The 17,039-nt window shown below is 57.3% G+C and carries 18 protein-coding genes and 2 pseudogenes; 9 read left to right on the forward strand and 11 right to left on the reverse strand.

Annotated features, from left to right (window positions below; genetic code table 11):
- Nucleotides 1–83 precede the first annotated feature (83 nt).
- Nucleotides 84–704: an isochorismate family cysteine hydrolase YcaC gene (gene ycaC, locus G7016_RS22100; protein WP_375139713.1), complete on the reverse strand. Its 621-nt coding sequence runs from the start codon at nucleotides 702–704 to the stop codon at nucleotides 84–86.
- Nucleotides 705–880: 176 nt separating this feature from the next.
- On the opposite strand from ycaC, the gene G7016_RS22105 reads away from it, so the two are divergent.
- Nucleotides 881–1,162 (forward strand): hypothetical protein, encoded by a 282-nt coding sequence (locus tag G7016_RS22105; RefSeq protein WP_181117863.1) that lies wholly within the window; start codon nucleotides 881–883, stop codon nucleotides 1,160–1,162.
- A 151-nt stretch (nucleotides 1,163–1,313) separates the two neighbouring features.
- Here G7016_RS22105 and G7016_RS22110 read toward each other — a convergent pair whose 3' ends face one another.
- Both G7016_RS22110 and G7016_RS22115 read right to left on the reverse strand, forming a co-directional pair.
- Complete coding sequence (locus G7016_RS22110; RefSeq protein ID WP_181117864.1) at nucleotides 1,314–2,876, reverse strand: putative bifunctional diguanylate cyclase/phosphodiesterase; 1,563 nt, start codon at nucleotides 2,874–2,876, stop codon at nucleotides 1,314–1,316.
- A gap of 499 nt (nucleotides 2,877–3,375) precedes the next feature.
- Entirely contained in the window at nucleotides 3,376–3,648 is a 273-nt protein-coding gene (locus G7016_RS22115; RefSeq protein ID WP_181117865.1) for a CopG family ribbon-helix-helix protein, read from the reverse strand.
- Nucleotides 3,649–3,883: 235 nt separating this feature from the next.
- On the opposite strand from G7016_RS22115, the gene G7016_RS22120 reads away from it, so the two are divergent.
- Together G7016_RS22120 and G7016_RS22125 are read left to right on the forward strand one after the other, a co-directional pair.
- A complete protein-coding gene (locus G7016_RS22120) occupies nucleotides 3,884–4,846 on the forward strand; it encodes a tyrosine-type recombinase/integrase (protein WP_181117866.1) in 963 nt (320 codons plus the stop codon).
- A gap of 129 nt (nucleotides 4,847–4,975) precedes the next feature.
- Nucleotides 4,976–5,380 (forward strand): hypothetical protein, encoded by a 405-nt coding sequence (locus G7016_RS22125; protein WP_181117867.1) that lies wholly within the window; start codon nucleotides 4,976–4,978, stop codon nucleotides 5,378–5,380.
- Nucleotides 5,381–5,452: 72 nt separating this feature from the next.
- Here the strand turns inward: G7016_RS22125 and G7016_RS22130 are convergent, their stop codons facing one another.
- Entirely contained in the window at nucleotides 5,453–5,833 is a 381-nt protein-coding gene (locus tag G7016_RS22130; RefSeq protein ID WP_219856343.1) for a DUF6166 domain-containing protein, read from the reverse strand.
- 37 nt (nucleotides 5,834–5,870) lie between these two features.
- Nucleotides 5,871–6,272, reverse strand: a complete 402-nt coding sequence (locus G7016_RS22135) for a hypothetical protein (protein ID WP_181117868.1) — start codon at nucleotides 6,270–6,272, stop codon at nucleotides 5,871–5,873.
- A 531-nt stretch (nucleotides 6,273–6,803) separates the two neighbouring features.
- On the opposite strand from G7016_RS22135, the gene G7016_RS22140 reads away from it, so the two are divergent.
- Entirely contained in the window at nucleotides 6,804–7,115 is a 312-nt protein-coding gene (locus tag G7016_RS22140; protein WP_181117925.1) for an addiction module antidote protein, read from the forward strand.
- Nucleotides 7,116–7,180: 65 nt separating this feature from the next.
- Entirely contained in the window at nucleotides 7,181–8,218 is a 1,038-nt protein-coding gene (locus G7016_RS22145) for a hypothetical protein (protein ID WP_181117869.1), read from the forward strand.
- A 391-nt stretch (nucleotides 8,219–8,609) separates the two neighbouring features.
- On the opposite strand, the gene G7016_RS22150 is transcribed toward G7016_RS22145, so the two are convergent.
- On the reverse strand, nucleotides 8,610–8,885 hold the full coding sequence (locus tag G7016_RS22150; RefSeq protein ID WP_181117870.1) for a hypothetical protein: 276 nt from the start codon (nucleotides 8,883–8,885) through the stop codon (nucleotides 8,610–8,612).
- 1,144 nt (nucleotides 8,886–10,029) lie between these two features.
- Between G7016_RS22150 and G7016_RS22155 the strand changes: the two genes are divergently transcribed.
- Both G7016_RS22155 and G7016_RS22160 read left to right on the forward strand, forming a co-directional pair.
- Nucleotides 10,030–10,275: a hypothetical protein gene (locus G7016_RS22155; RefSeq protein WP_181117871.1), complete on the forward strand. Its 246-nt coding sequence runs from the start codon at nucleotides 10,030–10,032 to the stop codon at nucleotides 10,273–10,275.
- Between the two features lie 61 nt (nucleotides 10,276–10,336).
- Entirely contained in the window at nucleotides 10,337–10,549 is a 213-nt protein-coding gene (locus G7016_RS22160) for a hypothetical protein (RefSeq protein WP_181117872.1), read from the forward strand.
- 30 nt (nucleotides 10,550–10,579) lie between these two features.
- Here G7016_RS22160 and G7016_RS22165 read toward each other — a convergent pair whose 3' ends face one another.
- The 3 genes from G7016_RS22165 to G7016_RS22175 all read right to left on the reverse strand — a co-directional run bounded on the left by G7016_RS22165 (nucleotide 10,580) and on the right by G7016_RS22175 (nucleotide 14,263).
- On the reverse strand, nucleotides 10,580–11,011 hold the full coding sequence (locus G7016_RS22165; RefSeq protein WP_181117873.1) for a hypothetical protein: 432 nt from the start codon (nucleotides 11,009–11,011) through the stop codon (nucleotides 10,580–10,582).
- A gap of 261 nt (nucleotides 11,012–11,272) precedes the next feature.
- Nucleotides 11,273–12,841, reverse strand: a complete 1,569-nt coding sequence (locus tag G7016_RS22170) for a sensor domain-containing diguanylate cyclase (protein WP_181117874.1) — start codon at nucleotides 12,839–12,841, stop codon at nucleotides 11,273–11,275.
- A gap of 240 nt (nucleotides 12,842–13,081) precedes the next feature.
- Entirely contained in the window at nucleotides 13,082–14,263 is a 1,182-nt protein-coding gene (locus tag G7016_RS22175) for an HD-GYP domain-containing protein (protein ID WP_181117875.1), read from the reverse strand.
- A 329-nt stretch (nucleotides 14,264–14,592) separates the two neighbouring features.
- Between G7016_RS22175 and G7016_RS25675 the strand changes: the two are divergent.
- Both G7016_RS25675 and G7016_RS25680 read left to right on the forward strand, forming a co-directional pair.
- Nucleotides 14,593–15,279: pseudogene (locus G7016_RS25675) on the forward strand (PAS domain-containing protein); the annotation flags it as partial.
- 105 nt (nucleotides 15,280–15,384) lie between these two features.
- Nucleotides 15,385–15,825: pseudogene (locus tag G7016_RS25680) on the forward strand (methyl-accepting chemotaxis protein); the annotation flags it as partial.
- A gap of 83 nt (nucleotides 15,826–15,908) precedes the next feature.
- Here the strand turns inward: G7016_RS25680 and G7016_RS22185 are convergent.
- Together G7016_RS22185 and G7016_RS22190 are read right to left on the reverse strand one after the other, a co-directional pair.
- A complete protein-coding gene (locus G7016_RS22185) occupies nucleotides 15,909–16,352 on the reverse strand; it encodes a globin domain-containing protein (protein WP_181117877.1) in 444 nt (147 codons plus the stop codon).
- Between the two features lie 376 nt (nucleotides 16,353–16,728).
- The gene (locus G7016_RS22190) at nucleotides 16,729–17,001 is read right to left on the reverse strand and encodes a hypothetical protein (protein ID WP_181117878.1); all 273 of its coding nucleotides are present in this window, start codon (nucleotides 16,999–17,001) and stop codon (nucleotides 16,729–16,731) included.
- Nucleotides 17,002–17,039: the final 38 nt, after the last annotated feature.

Below are 17,039 nucleotides of genomic sequence, written 5' to 3' on the forward strand. Positions count from 1 at the left end.
GCGTGCCAGCCAGCAGGTAGACGCCAGGATTCGCAATAATCCGACGTCTACCTTCTGCCATCTGTTAAGGCGTGTTCAGCCTTTCATTTGGCCGTCAATGCCGCGTAGCTGTTCATGAGGTTGCGGTAGTTGGGGATGCGCTGCGACAGCAAGTTGCCCAGCCCCTCGATGTCGTTGCGCCAGTCGCGGTGCAGCTCGCAGGCCACACTGAACCAGTTCATCAGCTGAGCGCCGGCGGCGGACATGCGGGCCCAGGATGCCTGCTGAACGGTTTCGTTGAAGGTGCCCGATGCATCGGTGACCACGAACACATCGAAGCCTTCAGCCAGTGCGGAGAGGGTAGGGAAGGCGACGCACACGTCAGTCACCACGCCAGCAATGATCAGCTGCTTGCGGCCGGTGGCCTTGATCGCCTTGACGAAGTCCTCGTTGTCCCACGCATTGATCTGGCCAGGGCGTGGAATGTAGGGCGCGTCGGGGAACATTTCCTTCAGCTCCGGAACCAGCGGCCCGTTCGGGCCCTGCTCGAAGCTGGTGGTCAGGATGGTGGGCAGCCCGAAGAACTTGCCGCAATCGGCCAGGGCCAGCACGTTGTTCTTGAACTCGTTTGGCGAGAAATCCTGTACCAGCGAGATGAGGCCCGTCTGGTGGTCAACCAGCAGCAGTACGGCGTCGTCTTTGTTCAGGCGGTTGTAGGTAGTCATCAGGGCATTCCTTTAAGTAGAGAGTGTTCAAATTGGGGTATGGCAACCGAGTGGAAGCACATCGCCGGTGCATGTGAGCCAATTTACGTTGCGCCCTGTCCTGACACAATCTAGCCATAACGAATCTATCTGTTTCTAAAAAAGGAACAATTGTGCAGTTTAACGGCGGTGTAGAGATGCCTACACTGTCTTGCCGCGCATCCGGGGTGGTTCGCTGCAATAGGAAGCTAAGGTGTGCAGGGCACCCTTGGTCAGCCGCGCGCATCGCCCAGCTCGAGACCCCTGAGCAGGTCTTTGCCGAATACGAAGTGGAAGCGGTGGTCAACTGTACCGTTCAGGTCTACCGCCAGGCTTACGCCAGCCACCTGCTGGCCATGGCGGGAAAAATTCAACTGTCGCGCGAATCACTCGACACCCTGGCGGCGCAGTGGACGTTTATGCCTCGCGAGGCGCCATAGGCGGCTAGCCCACCTTTGATACGGGACGCCGGAACAAGCGCCCGACCGGCACGTCTTTTCATCCACCGACGTCAGGAAACTGCATGATGCAGTGCAAGGTTGGCCTTTCCACGGGCAACGTGGACGGCCTGACGTTCAGCCGTCGATGGCATCAACCATAGTCAGGCAAGGGTGCGCTCAACAGTTCTCGGAGTCTGGCTTCCGTTAGAGGTTTGCTAAATAGATACCCCTGCGCCAGGGGACAGCCCGCCTCGCTAAGCCATTGCGCTTGGCCTTGGCTTTCAACGCCTTCAGCGACTGCGGGTAATGCCAACCCTTCGCTCAGGTGAATAATGGCTCTGACGATACGGCCATTTTTATCATTTTCCAGTACGGTGTTTATGAATGAGCGATCAATTTTAAGCTTGTCAAAATTGAGGTTGCCAAGCTGGGCCAAACTTGAATATCCCGTTCCAAAATCATCCATTGCAATACGGATTCCCATGCCCCGTAGCGCTTCAAGGTGCTTTCGAGCCAACGCAATGTTATCCACGACCGCCGTTTCCGTGACCTCCAACTCCAGCCTGTTGGGGGCAAGGCCGCTTCGCTGGAGTGCGGTTTGGACTCGGTGAACCAGGCATTCATCCCGTAGGTCCAGTGCACTTAGATTGAATGCCAACCATAGGTGTGCAGGCCAGCCCTGGGCCTCCCTGCAAGCGCGCTCCAACAGGAGGTTTGTTACATCTCGCATCAAGCCTGAGCGCTCGGCGGCCGGGATAAATCTGGAGGGAGGGATTTCCCCATGCAAGGGATGAGTCAGCCTGGCTAAAGCTTCAAAGCCTACAATCCGCTCCCCCTTAACCGTGACGATTGGCTGATAAGCCAGGCTCAGGTATCCATTGTCAAGGGCTTCACGTAACAACTGCGTCGCTTGTGATTGCTCCTCCAGGCGGCAATCACGACGCTCGTCAAAGAAACAGATGGTGCCCTTACCATCGTGCTTGCCTTGGTAAAGGGCCAGGTCCGCACGGCGAAGGAGACTGCTCAGGTTGTCTCCGTCCTTGGGATATTCAGCAACGCCATAAGTGCTCGCCGCTACAAGGCGTATAGAATCGAACGTCACCGGGCTGGAAAGGAGTGGGGTCAGCTGGGCCAGAAGGCAGCTAGCGGATTCCGGGGTCTTTGCCGACCGGATAATCAAGGCAAATTCATCACCACCCAAGCGGCAGGCGAAGTCGCCTTCCGGCAACGCCGTACGTATGCGACAGGCGAGTTCCTGTAAAAGCCGGTCACCAGCGCTGTGCCCGTATACGTCGTTGATGGATTTAAAGCCGTCAAGATCGAACACTACCAGGAAGAAAGGCTCGTTCGGATTTAGTCTCCGGGAATGAAAATTCAGGTCCAGCCCTCTGCGGTTGGGCAGCCGCGTCAATGGATCATGAGTGGCCATTTCTAGCGCAGCTTGTTCCGCCAGACGTCTGCTGTGGATTTCCCGCCGCAGCTCGGCTATGCGGCGGATACCAAAGATAAATCCACACCAGCCGATCACAACGAAAGCCAGGAACACTTCATCCGCCTGCCACCGCTCATGCCGGGCGTTGAAGCCCGTTAGTACTTCGTAAAAATCAAGCTCGATGCAGAGCGTCAGCACGCCAGCGCCGAAGAGCGCAATGAGGAGCAGATCGAGCCATGCTTGGTGAAGGCCGAGGAAGCGACGCAGGACGAAGGAAGCCATGAGTGGGCATCGTAGTGGCATTTTGGTAACCATCTATCGGCAACCCAGAAGGTTCCTTGAAGCCGTTGGTCAGCTTATAAACCTTGAGTGTAACTTCACTATCCTCTCAGTTCCTGCTGATCGTTTTAAAATATCAAAAGGAGACAACTCAACGATAGCCCAACCCGTTCCAACAGCTATAGCGAATAAAGAAAGCCATAGAATATAACTACCTATACAAGATGGCCGAAAGTTGACATCTAAGTCAGCACATTATTAATTTCTGCGATTATGCCAAGAGCATAGTAAGTACATATCTGATCCTGCAGTCTCATGACCTCTATCAATAGCCGACGCTCGAACCCTTCCAGTGCTCATCCAAGTGGGGATTTGTCAGCAGCGTAAGCGGCGTACCCGTGAGTTGTTGCACCCGTGTGCGGCCCACCGGGCGATTTACCGGGTCCAGAATTCCTACAGCGAACTAGGTCAGAGTCGGCCTTGCTGGTTCACTGCAACTCCATCAGCGCGGTACCGGCAACGGCGTTTCGGTGTCCAGGCTCGCGGCCCAGGCCTGCACCGCCTGGTGATCGATCACCCGGCCGGCATCGACATCGAGCAACGCTTCACGGGTCAGCCGGCTGCGCTCTTCCTCCTGGTCCAGCCAGGCAGTCAAGGCCTGTTTAAAGATCCAGTTTCTCGAACGCTCCAGGCGCTCGGCGATTTCATCGACGCGCTCAGCGAGCTCCACCGGAACGTGGGCGGTGACGGAACGGATTTTCGCATTAGCAGCCATGACGCACTCCCAAGATCTGAAGCAGATTCATCCTCGTGACTAAGTGTGGCGAGGTCAGGCTGATTTTGCTGCAAAGGGGAGCACAAAGAGGGTAGCGTCCATTACTAGTGATAAAATATATTATTATCACCAATTATCAGCGGCTTTGATCGGGTTGGTACGCTCACCTCGGAACTGTGCTATTTATGACTGTGAAACCGATAAGCTTCCCGACCTGACTTGAGGACTGACGCGCGTGCAAGAACTGGCTATCCCGGAAAGGGAAGGGGAGCGGCGGCTCACGGCGGTGGAATTTCAGCACCTGAGCCGGGTGCCCGCCGCGGTGGAATGGTTTGCGAACATCGACAACCCGCGCACGCGCCGTGCGTACCAGAATGACCTGACCGATTTCTCTTCCTATATAGGACTCGCCGGTGCGGAGGACTTTCGTCTGGTCACGCGGGCCCACGTCTTGGCTTGGCGGGCCGATCTGGAACGACGCGGCTTGGCCGGGGCCACCATCCGCCGCAAGCTGGCGGCGCTGGCCAGCCTGTTCGATCACCTACTGGAAAACAATGCGGTTGCCGGCGGCAACCCGGTGCATGGGGTCAAACGGCCCCGGATCGAAACCAACGAAGGCAAGACCCCGGCCCTCGGCGATCATCAGGCCAAGGCGCTGCTCGAAGCTCCCGATCACACCACGCTCAAAGGGCTGCGCGACCGGGCCATCCTGGCGGTGTTGCTTTACCACGGCCTGCGCCGGGAAGAAGCGGCGCAGCTGCGGGTGAGCGACATGCTCGAGCGGCGTGGGGTGAAGCATCTACTGGTGCAGGGGAAGGGCGGCAAGGTACGTTATTTGCCGCTGCACGCCGTGGCCGCCGAGCGCATCCATGCCTACCTGGAGCGCTCCGCGCATCACCTGGTGAACCCCAAGGCCCCGCTGTTCATGCCCCTGCGGGGCCGGCAGACTGGCGCCGGCGTCACCGCCAATGGCATCTATACCGTGGTGGAAGCGTATGCGAAGAAAGCCGGCATCGAGGTCACTGGCCTGGGGGTGCATGGGCTGCGTGCAACCGCAGCCACCAATGCCCTGGAGCATGAGGCGGACATTGCGAAGGTCCAGGCCTGGTTGGGGCATGCGAACATCAGTACTACACGGATCTATGATCGGCGGCAGAACCGGCCGGAGGACTCACCGACCTACAAGGTAAAGTACTGATAAGGACATCATCGTACATAGGTGCAACCGCGTGGGTGGCGCAGGAAAAATTGAGCGCGAAGGGCGAAATACCTTAACAGAAAGGCAGATGGTGGAACGCAGTGAAGAAAAACAACCCGGCGGTAGGGCTTGGGAAAATTCGCGCGAAGGCAACGCTCCATCGGAGGGACTGCCTTCGGCTGCGGGTCATCAATAGGCGCGGGGCTGGCCAACGCGACGATACTGGCGGGATGGGGGTTTATCTTTGCTGGTGGGGGTGCAACGGCCCAGGTGCGACAGGAAAAATTCCTGATCGCTGGCATGCAGCGCATTCAGCTCCACGGCCTGCGCCAAGACAAGCTTCAAACTGTCATGCCATTCCTGCTTTTGCAGGACCGCTACCGCCAAGCATTGGTCAAGGCGTTTAACAATACCCACTCGATATTGACCGGCCAATTGCTCCTTGCAGGAATACATAAAATACCGGATGCGTTGCTGGTACAGGACATAAGGATCGCTCATGTGCTGCTCAAAACTATGTCGCTGATCGGATGATAGCGCAGTCAACATATATCCACTCCAAGCCGTGTGAAGCGCCTTGATCAATTGTTGTCCAAAAATATCAGACTAAGCTAAAAGCTTTTCAATGTCAGCGACCTTTATATCATGTTCTTTATCTTGGGGCAGCTGGCTGATCAGGCTTAAGATAACGGAGGCCCGTTCAATCAGGTCCGAGTCTGTTAACAGTGAGTCTTGAAAGAGATGGGCCGATATAGCATGGCTGAGGTTCCGGGGCCCCGAACCGCCGTAGCCCCAGGTATAACCCCCTCGGTAAGGGAATAGGTGGGGAGCGGCGGGGATAAGCTCTGCGCCGCTATCATCATCATGGCGATAAAGTGCTACGCCTGCACCTTCAACCAAACGAAGCAAGATTGTGGGCTCCCCAAGGCGCGGCTGGTTGACCTTGGAAAAATCAAAGTCATCTAGCGTGTATCGTTTTTCAGTCATCTAATCTTCCTCGATTCGGTTACTGATGAATGCATAATCAGGCATTACCCGCAGCAGTATTAAACTTGAGGTACTGCTGGCTGAAGATTTTCAGCATCTCGCCTTCGGATAGAGGCTCTGCGCCCAAGACTCCAAGACGGGCGGGTAGCAGGCTGTATTCAGGGCTATCGAACTGACGGAGGGTGTCTGAAGTGATGAGCGCTGTATGCAATGCGGCTGTGAATTCGTAACCATCATTATGGTGATAGCTGGTTTTTATGAAAAATCCACCTACCAGCTGCTTAAGCTTACCCGTGTTTTTCGCAATACAGACGACATACAGGTGAGGCAATGCCTCATACAATGATCGATCAAATTCCTTGGTAAAGCTGGTGATGGATTCAGAACCGTTGAACAGGCATTCAAATACGGGAATGGAAACGCCGCCTTTTTCGGACATGTAATAAGCCTTGAATGATGGTGGATCCACAGCGTAAAACATACAAAAAGATTTATCAACCAACAATCAGACTTGCTCGGCCATTGATATATATTGCCATCATGTGACGACAGGCCTCAGCCCGTTGGCTTATCTATAGAATTTTTGAAAAGGCCCATCAGGTAGGCTTCATTTTCGCGGGCGCGAAAATTTAGCGGTGCGGGGCGGTGGAGGATAAACCCACGCCAGGTGCTTCGGACGAATCGAGTCGCAACCCATCCTAAGGGCTGAGCCCTATGCTTGTGCCATGTATCGTTTTTGGACCACACTACAATCCTGATAGCGGTGTAACAATCGGTCAGAGATCACCTGCAATCTGGTAAAGATGGCTCAAACGCGGCCTTTTCGGAGCGGCTACCGATGCTTTGAGTTTATGCTTAGCCAAGCGCTTTGTAGGCGCTTCATTCCAAGCGGCGGAGGCCAAAGTAATTGACAAAAGTAGCCAAGCTTCCGTCATGGAAAGGTGGAATTGCCGAACGGCTGGAGTTTGATATGAAAGAACCGCTGTATGACTATGACCCAAGCGCCGGGTTGAAAGGACCGGAGGCAATTGCCATATTTTTGTCCGACGCATTCGAAACAGGTGACGCCGAGTATATCGCTAAAGCGCTGGGCATCGTGGCGCGAGCCAGGGGTATGAAGGAACTGGCACAGGAAACCGGCTTATCCCGGCAGCAGCTTTACCGTTCATTAAGCAGCCACGGTAACCCTACCTTGAAAACCCTCTTAGCCGTTACCAAGGCACTTGGCGTAGATATAACGGCGCGCCTTCATCCTCAACCTAGCGGGGCTGACACAGTATAGCCTTTACCAAAGTTTATCAGAATTAAAAACGCAGGCTTCAGTGCTAATCATTTAGGACCACGGATATGACAGGCAGCAAGCGGTCTACAAAAAAGAATCAATTCGAGGTCGCCGAACTTCTCCGAAATGCCGTCAGCTCAATCCAACTGGGTGTCGAAGATTTTGTAATCAGTAGGGATAAACCTGGGCAGTCGGCACGCGCACTATCGGCCGCGAGAAATATCTATGCCGGTGTTCTGCTGTTGTTCAAATACAAGATTGCGTCGCTAGCGGCAACACCGGAGGAGGCTAAAGCACTAATCTACGTCCCCCAGACCATCCTGCCTCATGTTACCGATGCTGGTACCATCGCCTGGTCGCCACTGCCACACCCGCGCAAGACCATCGATGCGCATATGATTGAAGCGAGACTGAAGAGCTTAAACATTTATCATGACTGGAGCGCTTTGACACCTCTTCGTGATTGTAGAAATGCGCTTGAACACTTACATCCAACAGACCCGGTCAGCGGCATCCAAGCCTCCATATCGACGCTTTTCCCCATGCTTGGATATTTTATTACGAAGGAATTAGGTGAGCTGCCTGGTGCCTTACTCGGTGACGCTTGGCCTACAATGCTGGACACGCACGAATTCTTCAGAAGTTGCGAAGCTCAAATCAGTCAGGAATGGGCTGATCTCCATTACCCTCTACCGGCGCTTGAATTCATGAAGGAGTGCAGGTGCAAGGCTTGCTATTCCTCACTGCTCAAACCGCTACAAGAGGATGTCGATCACACCACTCCTACCGATACCCTTGATTTTCGTCTCCAATGCTATTCCTGTGGGCAGATCGAATCGGCTATAGAATTTCTTGAGGACAATTTTTTAACCTTACACGAAGACCCCTTTAATCAGTCTCCCGTAGAAGGCGTTCAGGAGTGTGTATCGTGCAACGTTCAAATGTTTTTAATAGCAGATTCCACCTGTCATTGGTGTGGCTATGAAAGAAAGTGGCCAATATGTGCCCAGTGCGAGCACCCCGTCGTCGAACGTGGTGCCCATGCAGGGGATGGATTGTGTGACAGATGCGCTGAGGCTCAGTGGCAGTTCGAACACCGGTAGGAAGCTCCCCTACGGTGCAGCCCTTTAAATGCCGCTCATGATGCACCCGATCAGCCGCGAGGTTCAGCTATCAATACGGCCAGCCTTGCAACACCGCCGAATGGCTAACACCAAGAACGCGGCTCTGGCTTTCATCAATACCCTTGCTGATCATTCCCACCCCTCAGTCGTGCGGCGAGGGCGCGCTTATACAGTGCATACAGCCGCTCAATTCGAGCCAAGGGCATCACCTGCAACAGTTCCAACGCTTCGATAAAACCTGCAGCGCGCTGCTCGGCCTGTACAGCGTTGGAAGCCGTGTCCGCGCGCTGGATGCCCTCCAGCAGGGACTGACATTTACTCTCAAGATACCGAGGCAATTGCAGCCCCGCCACGGTTGGCCACGGTCCTCTCATGGCAGACAAGCGCGCGGGTTACCCGGTGTCTGCGTCATGACCAGCCGCTGCCAGAAGGCTTCCCCCAGCCCAGGCGGCTGAACGGATCGGCTTTCCAGTAGGGTGACGTTGAAAGCGCGCACATTCTTCAGCCTGAAGCACGCCTGGCCATATGTAGGGTCGGCTTGCGGTACTGCGTCGGCGGCGTCATTGGCGCCATACAGCTCATCATTACCGACCCAGATAGCCTGCAAGGGCCGGGTCAGGTTCAAGGCTTCATTGGCTGCCTTCATTTGCTCTGCTCTATGCTTCTGTGCGTTACGCCTAACGGTAGGTTATACCGCTGGACTATCGGCCGTCGATCTACGCCGGCTGCCCCTTTGCCGCATGATCCACTCCTTCCATCAACAGTGCGCTTAGCCAGCCCATGGCCAGCGCCTTTCGAAACCTACGGTTTAGGTCTCCCCCAGCGCTCGCCATCGGGAGCCGTCACTTGCGCGGATCAGGTATGGGGTGTTCGGTCGATCACTCCACCGCCTGGAGAGGATATTGCTCAGCCACGTATCGTGGGCAGGGTAGGGCAACTCGATCAGCACAGATTGTCGCGTTTGGTCTTGCCCAAGGAATCATGATGCCAAAGGCCATCGCTTCGTCGGCACGAGTGGACGGGAAAAGGCTGGATGCCTAGGATGCGCTGTAATGGATCCTTATCACGAATGCGTCATTTTCCTGGAAACATTGGTCCTATTCACAGAATTTATTGAAGTAACGGATCCATTCTGTGGCGTTGTTATTACATAGGGAACATACGTAGGAACCTGATTGCTGCTTTCGAAGGATTAACCACCCTGTCCTGAGAAGCGTATGTATCAGCTTTTAGGGGAAATTCAGAAGTCTACAAATACAGCGCCGGACTTAATGGATTCACGTTATGCCGCTGAGCTGTGGGACCAGGTGACCACAGACTCTACGCGGCAGGACCGAAGGCATAAGCAGCAATCGCGACGATTCGCGTACGGATGTAGCAACACACCGACCGACAGTGCTGGCCACTTCGCTGGCTCTTCACCGAGTCGAATGAAGTCGGCTTTACCTAGACGATACCGTTTCGCTGTCCAGTCCGACCTTGCTGATGGTGCCTCGACCTATGTCTGTCTATGATGAACACAAGCGTCTTCTGGATTTGGTACTGGAACAGGCTTGGACTCGCCTCGATCACGAGGACAAGCCTCTGCTTCAATCATTGATGTGCGCCGGTTATGTCACCGCCCAGCTTCTTTCTGGCAGCCCCAAGGCCAGGACACAGTTGGTGCTGACACCCAGGGGCAGACAGTACCTGTCAGAACTCCAGGAGCAGTCCGAGCAGGTACGCGTTGGGCAGCCATATGGACGGCGGTCAACAGACCGTCCTCGTGGCAGCCCCGAAGGAGGTTAACGATGACACCAACCCCTCAGCAATTCAGGCTGCTGGCAGACATTGGCTCAGGTATGTCGACGGTCACCGGCAATGGGGTGGTCCACGTAGACGCCCTGATTGCACGAGGGCTGGTAACCGGCGTCCGCCTCGGCTACTTCCATTTGCGGCTGACGCCTGAGGGACGGCATGTGCTTTCGCAAGCTGAAGGGCCCATCGAGCAACCGTCTGCCCGCACTTACCAGCGTCGCCGCTCCGACAAACCATGACGTTAGCCGCTTGAACCCACGGGCAACGCCGGGTCGTTACAACACACTGATTGATCTGACCATGCCCGTTCCCACGACGATTACCTCACGCATTCTTATCGCGGCCGCGCGGGGCTTACCGATCCGCCTGGATAAAGAAACATGCCACTGGCTGGAGGAGCTTTCCCGGTCTGGGCACATCACTTTGAACGGCGCCCTTGAGTCCGATGCCATTACCGTCACGGCCAGGCTAACCCGCCTCGGCCAGGAACTGCTCGATTGGTTGGAGCGATGAGAAGGGGCAGGCCGGCGGCGACAAACGACCTTACCCCTCGCTGCGATCGGGCTGCAACGTCCCAAGAACCGAAGGGCTCACGTCGGCTGAAAGGTCTGGTAGCACAGGGTCCGGTCCAACCGCTGGAAAGCCCAACGCTTCAGCACCGACGTCCAACGCCAAACTATCAAAACGTGGCATACGAAGCGGCGGGTGTGCCGGGTGATATTCCTCGCTGAGCTTGACCAGGCGACCTGGCGCTTCCTCGGGGCTGGGGCAGGGGACCCCCTTCAATTCTTTTGCCAGCGCGTCATTCCCCGGCGGCAGGTACAGCCACAGGCTGACGTCTACCTGGTCAAGCAGCACAGGGAACGCGACGTCCGGCCTGGCGCTTTCGTGTCGCAGTCGCAACTGACGTACCTCACGCAGCGCCTGGTATTCAGCCGCGCCTTGCCCGAGTGGGAATCTATACCAAGTGTCCACGTAATGCTCCGCGCGGAATGACAAGCCGTGATTTTCTCATACCCGCCTACTGACCGGGAGAGGGCCGTCTCGCTGTTCATCGCCATTCTAGAGCGAAGGAGGGACCCCTGGCGGATCCAAACAGCACAGCCCGGCTAATCACGTTCGGTAATCGACCCTACCGATAGCTCGTCTTCTGGACGGTGCGAAGCTGATTCCGGCGGCCGTGCCGAACAAACCTGCGCTCCAACCTGCCAACATCGTCATGCCCCTACTGAAGTCTCACGTCACGGCGCTGAGCAGCGCTGCAGGCGAGGCCACGCGGTTGCGACCGCTCTGTTTGGCCACGTACAGCAGTTTGTCGGCCTGTTTCAAGGTGCCCGCGACGGTTTCGTCACCACGACTGTTCCAGGTCGCGACCCCCAACGAAAGGGTGAGCGGATGGCCGGGCAGCAGGGGTGTCTCCTGTACGGCCGTGCGGATTCGTTCGGCCAAGGCAACTGCCGCGGAAACAGGCGTGTTGGGCAACACGATGATGAACTCTTCCCCTCCCACCCGGCAGGCAAGATCGCCTTGACGCAGCTGCTGGTTGAAGACTTCGGCGATTCGGCACAGTACAGTGTCGCCAACGTTGTGGCCGAAGGTGTCATTGACCCGTTTGAAATGGTCGATATCGGCCGCCAGGACGGAAAACGGCTGGCCCTGATCCGCCAGATTCGCCAGCGTTTCATCCAGGGCGCGGCGGTTGGCAAGGTTCGTCAATGGGTCCCGGTACGCTTGAGTATTCAATGTGGCCAGTTTCTCGTTCATCAGGCCAATGCCGGTGAGCAACGCGCGTCTGATCCGCCACGCTTCGGCATACCAGCCACCGGCTTCCTTGATCAGGCTGATACTGTTGGCCTCGCCCAGCCGTCGGGCCCCCTCGGCGAGCTGGCGCAGAGGACGACTGATCCTGGTTGCACCCCAGATGGTCAATCCCAAACCCACCAGCCCGAGGGGCAAGATACCCCAGGCCATGGACTTGACCAGGTCCAGGACCATGCCGTCGGCCACCTGCAGCGGTTGCTTGAGCACGACCCCCCAGGGGGTTTGGCCGATCGGCGCATAGCCGACCAGGGCCAGCCCGCCGGCGACGTCCTTGATGATGACCGAACCGCCTTCACCACGGCGCAGGGCCTGCCGGGTAATGTCATCATCGCTTCGCTTGCCCAGTGCGCTTTCGTTCGGGTGATAGAGATAATTCCCTTCGCCGTCGACCAGGTACAGGAACGCACGGTTATGGAAACTGTGCTCCGTCAGCAACCTGCGAAAAGCGCTGTCGGCCTTGACATTGATCGTGGCCACCAACACGTTACCAGGCACACCGTTGGGCCGAGCTACGGGGTGGGACACGTAGAAAAGAACGTTACCGGCCGCTGAAAAAAAAGAGGAGCTTATGCTCGCGCGCGTCGTTAACTGGGCCGACCAACCGGACAGGGTTTCACCGAGCAATTCGGCACGCGGGGGCAGGACGCTCTGGATGGCGCCTTCAGGGCTGACCACCAGAATGCTGTTGAATGTGGAATCCTGATGAAGTAGACGGTCCATTTCCGTGGCTTGATCACCGCCGCGAGCCATGGCCTGGGCGCTGTACTTGAGCCGGGACATGCCCTCCAGGATATTCCCGTCCACTGCGGCGGCAATCTTTTTGGCATAGGCTTCGTTGACGTCGAGCGAGTGGCGTATCAGCGCATTGCGGTAGGTCACGTACGCCACCATGATGCTGGCAAGGAGCATGCTCATGGCCGCCGTCAGTGTCAGCACCAGAATAAGTGTACGTAGCGTGATGAATCGTGGCATCTGGCGAAACATGATCATTCCAAGTGTGACAATCCAATACTGGTCAAGCCTTGGAATAAAGGCACTGGGCGCCGGGTAAGACATCAGCGCGGCTGTGCTTGCATTCGGTTCCTGTTGCGCCTACCCAGGCGCTACCAGTGTCAAAAATGATACCATAAAGCCACTACATTGGGCAGGGTTATTGCCCGCGTGACGCAAGCCAGCGCAGCCGCCTGGCCAGCCCACTACCGCACCGATGCGACGGCAGGGGCGTTAGCTGAACAGGCACTGCCGGGTCGTTGAGACCCCTGACCACAAGGCGTCCAGATCCCCGAGTGCCCAATCTTCGGGTTTTTCGATACACACGATCCGCCGATCGCCATCGGCCAGGTCGAGCGCTACCGGGTCCAGGATTCTTCGCCGTTTGCAGTCGAACACCACGACGACTTTAGGGGTCAGCAACACCTTCTCGTTCTGCTCGGCCACTACCGCCAAATGATCGTCGGAGAGCCGTACCAGCGCGCCTACAGGGTAGATCCCGACCGTGCGCACAAAGGCCTGGAACAACCGGCGATCAAAATGGCCCTTCCAGCCCGCCATTTCACGCAACGAATGCGCAGGGCCCCAGGGCTTCTTGTACGGTCGGGCCGAGGTAACAGCGTCATAGACGTCGCAGATAGCCCCCATTCGGGCCATGACGCTGATCTGCTCACCAGAAAGCCCGTGCGGGTAACCGGTACCGTCGAACTTTTCGTGATGGTGCAAGCAGACATCCAGGGCGGCGACGTTACTGAAATTGCTTTTACGCAGGATCTCCGAACCGCCGGTAGGGTGTTGGCGCACGACGACAAATTCATCGTCCGACAGCTTCTCGGGCTTGTTGAGGATCTCCACGGGGATGACCATCTTGCCGATGTCGTGCAGCAGCCCGGCAACGCCGGCCTCATGAATCTCAACGGCGGAGTGGCCCAATTGTTTGGCCAACGCCACCATCAGCCCGCAGACGGCCACCGAGTGCATGTAGGTGTATTCGTCCGAGGACTTGAGCCGTGCCAGGCTGATCAGCGCATGCGGATGACGCATCACCGACGCGGTGATTTCCTCGACCGCCGCGATGGAGGCCTCGTTGTTGATGGCCTTGCCCAGCCGGGCATCGGTGAACATGCTGGCAACGGCATGCTTGGCCCGTGTGCAGACCTCGATCGCCTGCTCGACCTCCTCGTGCAAGCTCCCTTGGCTGGCCGGTGCAGCGGCAGGGACCTCGTTCGCGATATCAAGCCCTTTGCTGGTGTCGATGTAGACCTCGGACAGGCCCGAGTCCTGGATACGCTTGAGATCGACCGGGTGCTGTACCTTGAAACCCACCTTCCACAGTGACTGTGTGATACCTGCCCCGGCCGCCTCATGAATGAACATGCCGATCGTTAGATCAGAGACGGCTATTTTTCGGATCATGAGCCTTACTCCAAATTTTACCTAATAACGGCACAAACCCGACTGGCTTGAGGCTTTCAGGCCTCTTTCCGACGAAGCGGTTGTTACTCCTGGATCCCTCGCTAGATAGTTGCCTACCTAAGTAATTATCTGGACATTTCTATTATGACTTTAACAATTAAAGGCGTTTAAAGGCTCAAGAGTTCCCTGGGCAGGCCGACTGTTTGATCATCAGTTTATGGCGTTACGCCTGGTGCCCCATGTTCAATAAAAAGCTCAAAGCCGAAGTTGCCGCGTTGCGCAAGGAGCTTGCAACGGTTCATAAGATGCGCCAGGGACTGGACGCCGACATGCTGGTGCTCCACCTCGATGCTAACGGGTGGATCTCCTATGCCAATGCCAATTTTCAGTCCGAACTGCGGTATGCCGAGCAGGACGTGCTGGGCAAGCCGCTGGATGCCTTCGTGCCGGCGGCGGCCAGGAACGATGCGTTCCACCTGCGGGTCAGCAAGGCGCTGGACCGCGGCGAATCGTTCAGCGGCGTGCTGCGCCTGCTGAGAAAGGATGGCCGCGAAGCCTGGCTGCGGGCCTTGGTGGTGCCGGTGGAGGACAGCGACGACAAGGTGACGACGTTCTTCATTTATGCCAGCGACCTGACACGGACCATCGAAGCCTCGCGCGAACAGGACAGCATGATTCAGGCCCTGCTGCGTTCCACGGCCGTGATCGAATTCGACGTCCAGGGGCATGTGCTCACGGCCAACGCGCAGTTCCTTCAGGGCATGGGCTATCGACTCGAGCAGATCCGTGGCAAACACCACCGGCTGTTCTGCTTTTCCGAAGAGGCCAGCTCGAGCGACTACCAGGCCTTCTGGGAGCAGCTGCGCCGGGGTGAATACGCCAGTGGCCGTTTCAAGCGCATTGACAGCCAGGGACGTACCGTCTGGCTGGAGGCCTCGTACAACCCGGTGTTCGACACCGCCAACAAACTCGTCAAGATTGTCAAATTCGCCACGGTCATCACCGATCAGGTCACCCGCGAGCAGGCCGTCGCCGAAGCGGCGAACATCGCCTACAGCACTTCCGTTCAGACCGACACCAGTGCCCAGCAGGGTACCGAGGTGGTTCATCAGACCGTGGCGGTGATGCGGGAACTGGCTCAACACATGCTCGATGCCACCGAGGGTATTGAGGCGTTGGACCAGCAAAGCCAGATCATCAGCACGATCATCAAGACCATCAGCGGGATCGCCGAACAGACCAACCTGCTGGCCCTCAATGCCGCCATCGAGGCGGCGCGGGCGGGGGAGCAGGGTCGTGGCTTCGCCGTGGTGGCCGACGAGGTCCGTCAACTGGCGTCCCGCACGTCCCAGGCCACCGCCGAGATTGCCGGCGTCGTGCAACAGAACCAGAAACTGGCCTCTGGCGCCGTCGCCATCATCACCATCGGCAGGGAGCAGGCGCAGGAGGGCCTGACCTTGGCCGCCAAGGCCGGCGATGTCATCGTGGAGATTCAGGACGGTGCGCAGAAGGTCGTCAGTGCCGTAGGCCGCTTCGCCACGCAATTGGCGCCAGACGTTTAAGCGGCGCCTGCACTGACTGAACCTGCCCTGCAGGTGCGAAAAGGCCCTGTCCGTGAGCGGACAGGGCCTAGAGACTCGAACGGTCAGGACGCTTGGCTGTACAGCGTCTTTTCACGCTCGATCATGATATTGGCCAGGTACCAGTAGGCCTGTCCCCAGGCATTGAGGATTTCATCGGTCGCGGCGTCCCCCAGCACGTCGCGAATGGCCGGCAGCAACGCCTCGGCTACCGCCGGGTAATGCTCGGCCTTGATGTGGGTGGCCACATGGCGGGCGCAGATCTTGTTGACCGCGTCATTGATGACATCGAGGCGATCGACGTTGTTGGCAAAGGCCAGAATGGCGGCGGCCAACCGCCGCGGTTGCTCACCGGAGGTGTGCGCGGCCTCGTCGAACAAGGCCTTGATCTCGGGATCGACGAACAATCGCTCGTACATTCGGGTGCTGATCGCGACCCCGTGCTTCTGCAGGGCCGGGGCGGTTGATTTGATGATTGCAATGGTTTCAGGGGCAAGAGGCTCACTCATCGGGCTACTCCACACATCAGGCTTATGGGTATGCTTCTTCACCAAGCGTAGTCCAAGGCCCTGGAGGATGGGGAGCCACGTCTCGAACTCCCACGATCAGCGTGCTTTCTCGGCCGCCTCCCGGTGCGCGCGCATGACCTCCTCACGCTCGATCAGCGCCTCAGCCAGCGACCCGCCAACATGGGCCCCTGGGTAAGGTTCATCATGGCCTCGGCTAGCATCGCCATGGCCTCCTGCCGCTTGGTGATGGCCGTCTCATGCACGTCATCGTTATCGCTGTCCAGTCCAAAATAGTGGATGTCGGCTCGGGCGGCGTCCTAGATGTAGCCCAGTACAAAATCCGGCAATTCAACCATCAAGGGGGAATTTTTACTCATCAGGTAGGTTCCTTGTCCGCGCTGAGTTCGCGGGTGATCTCGTCTTCTATCAGGTGGCTGTACGCTGCCAGGTGGCTGTACGCTGCGCCGGCCAACGCGCGCAGGTTCACAGGTTCGATGCCATGCACGACGCCTTGGGTACGCAACGCGGTAGCCAGGCGCCGCAGGTCGGCGTCCCAGCCCTCCAGCTCGCCCTGGACACGGCTGTTGTTGACCAGCTCCTCCCACTCGGCCAGGCGTCCAGCCTTCTCTTCGTCGGTATCCCAAAACATGGCATCGCTCCCTGGGGTGGCGTTATGCATCGGCCCTG

The organism is Pseudomonas japonica, assembly GCF_013522925.1.
GTDB classification, from domain to species: Bacteria; Pseudomonadota; Gammaproteobacteria; order Pseudomonadales; family Pseudomonadaceae; genus Aquipseudomonas; species Aquipseudomonas japonica_A.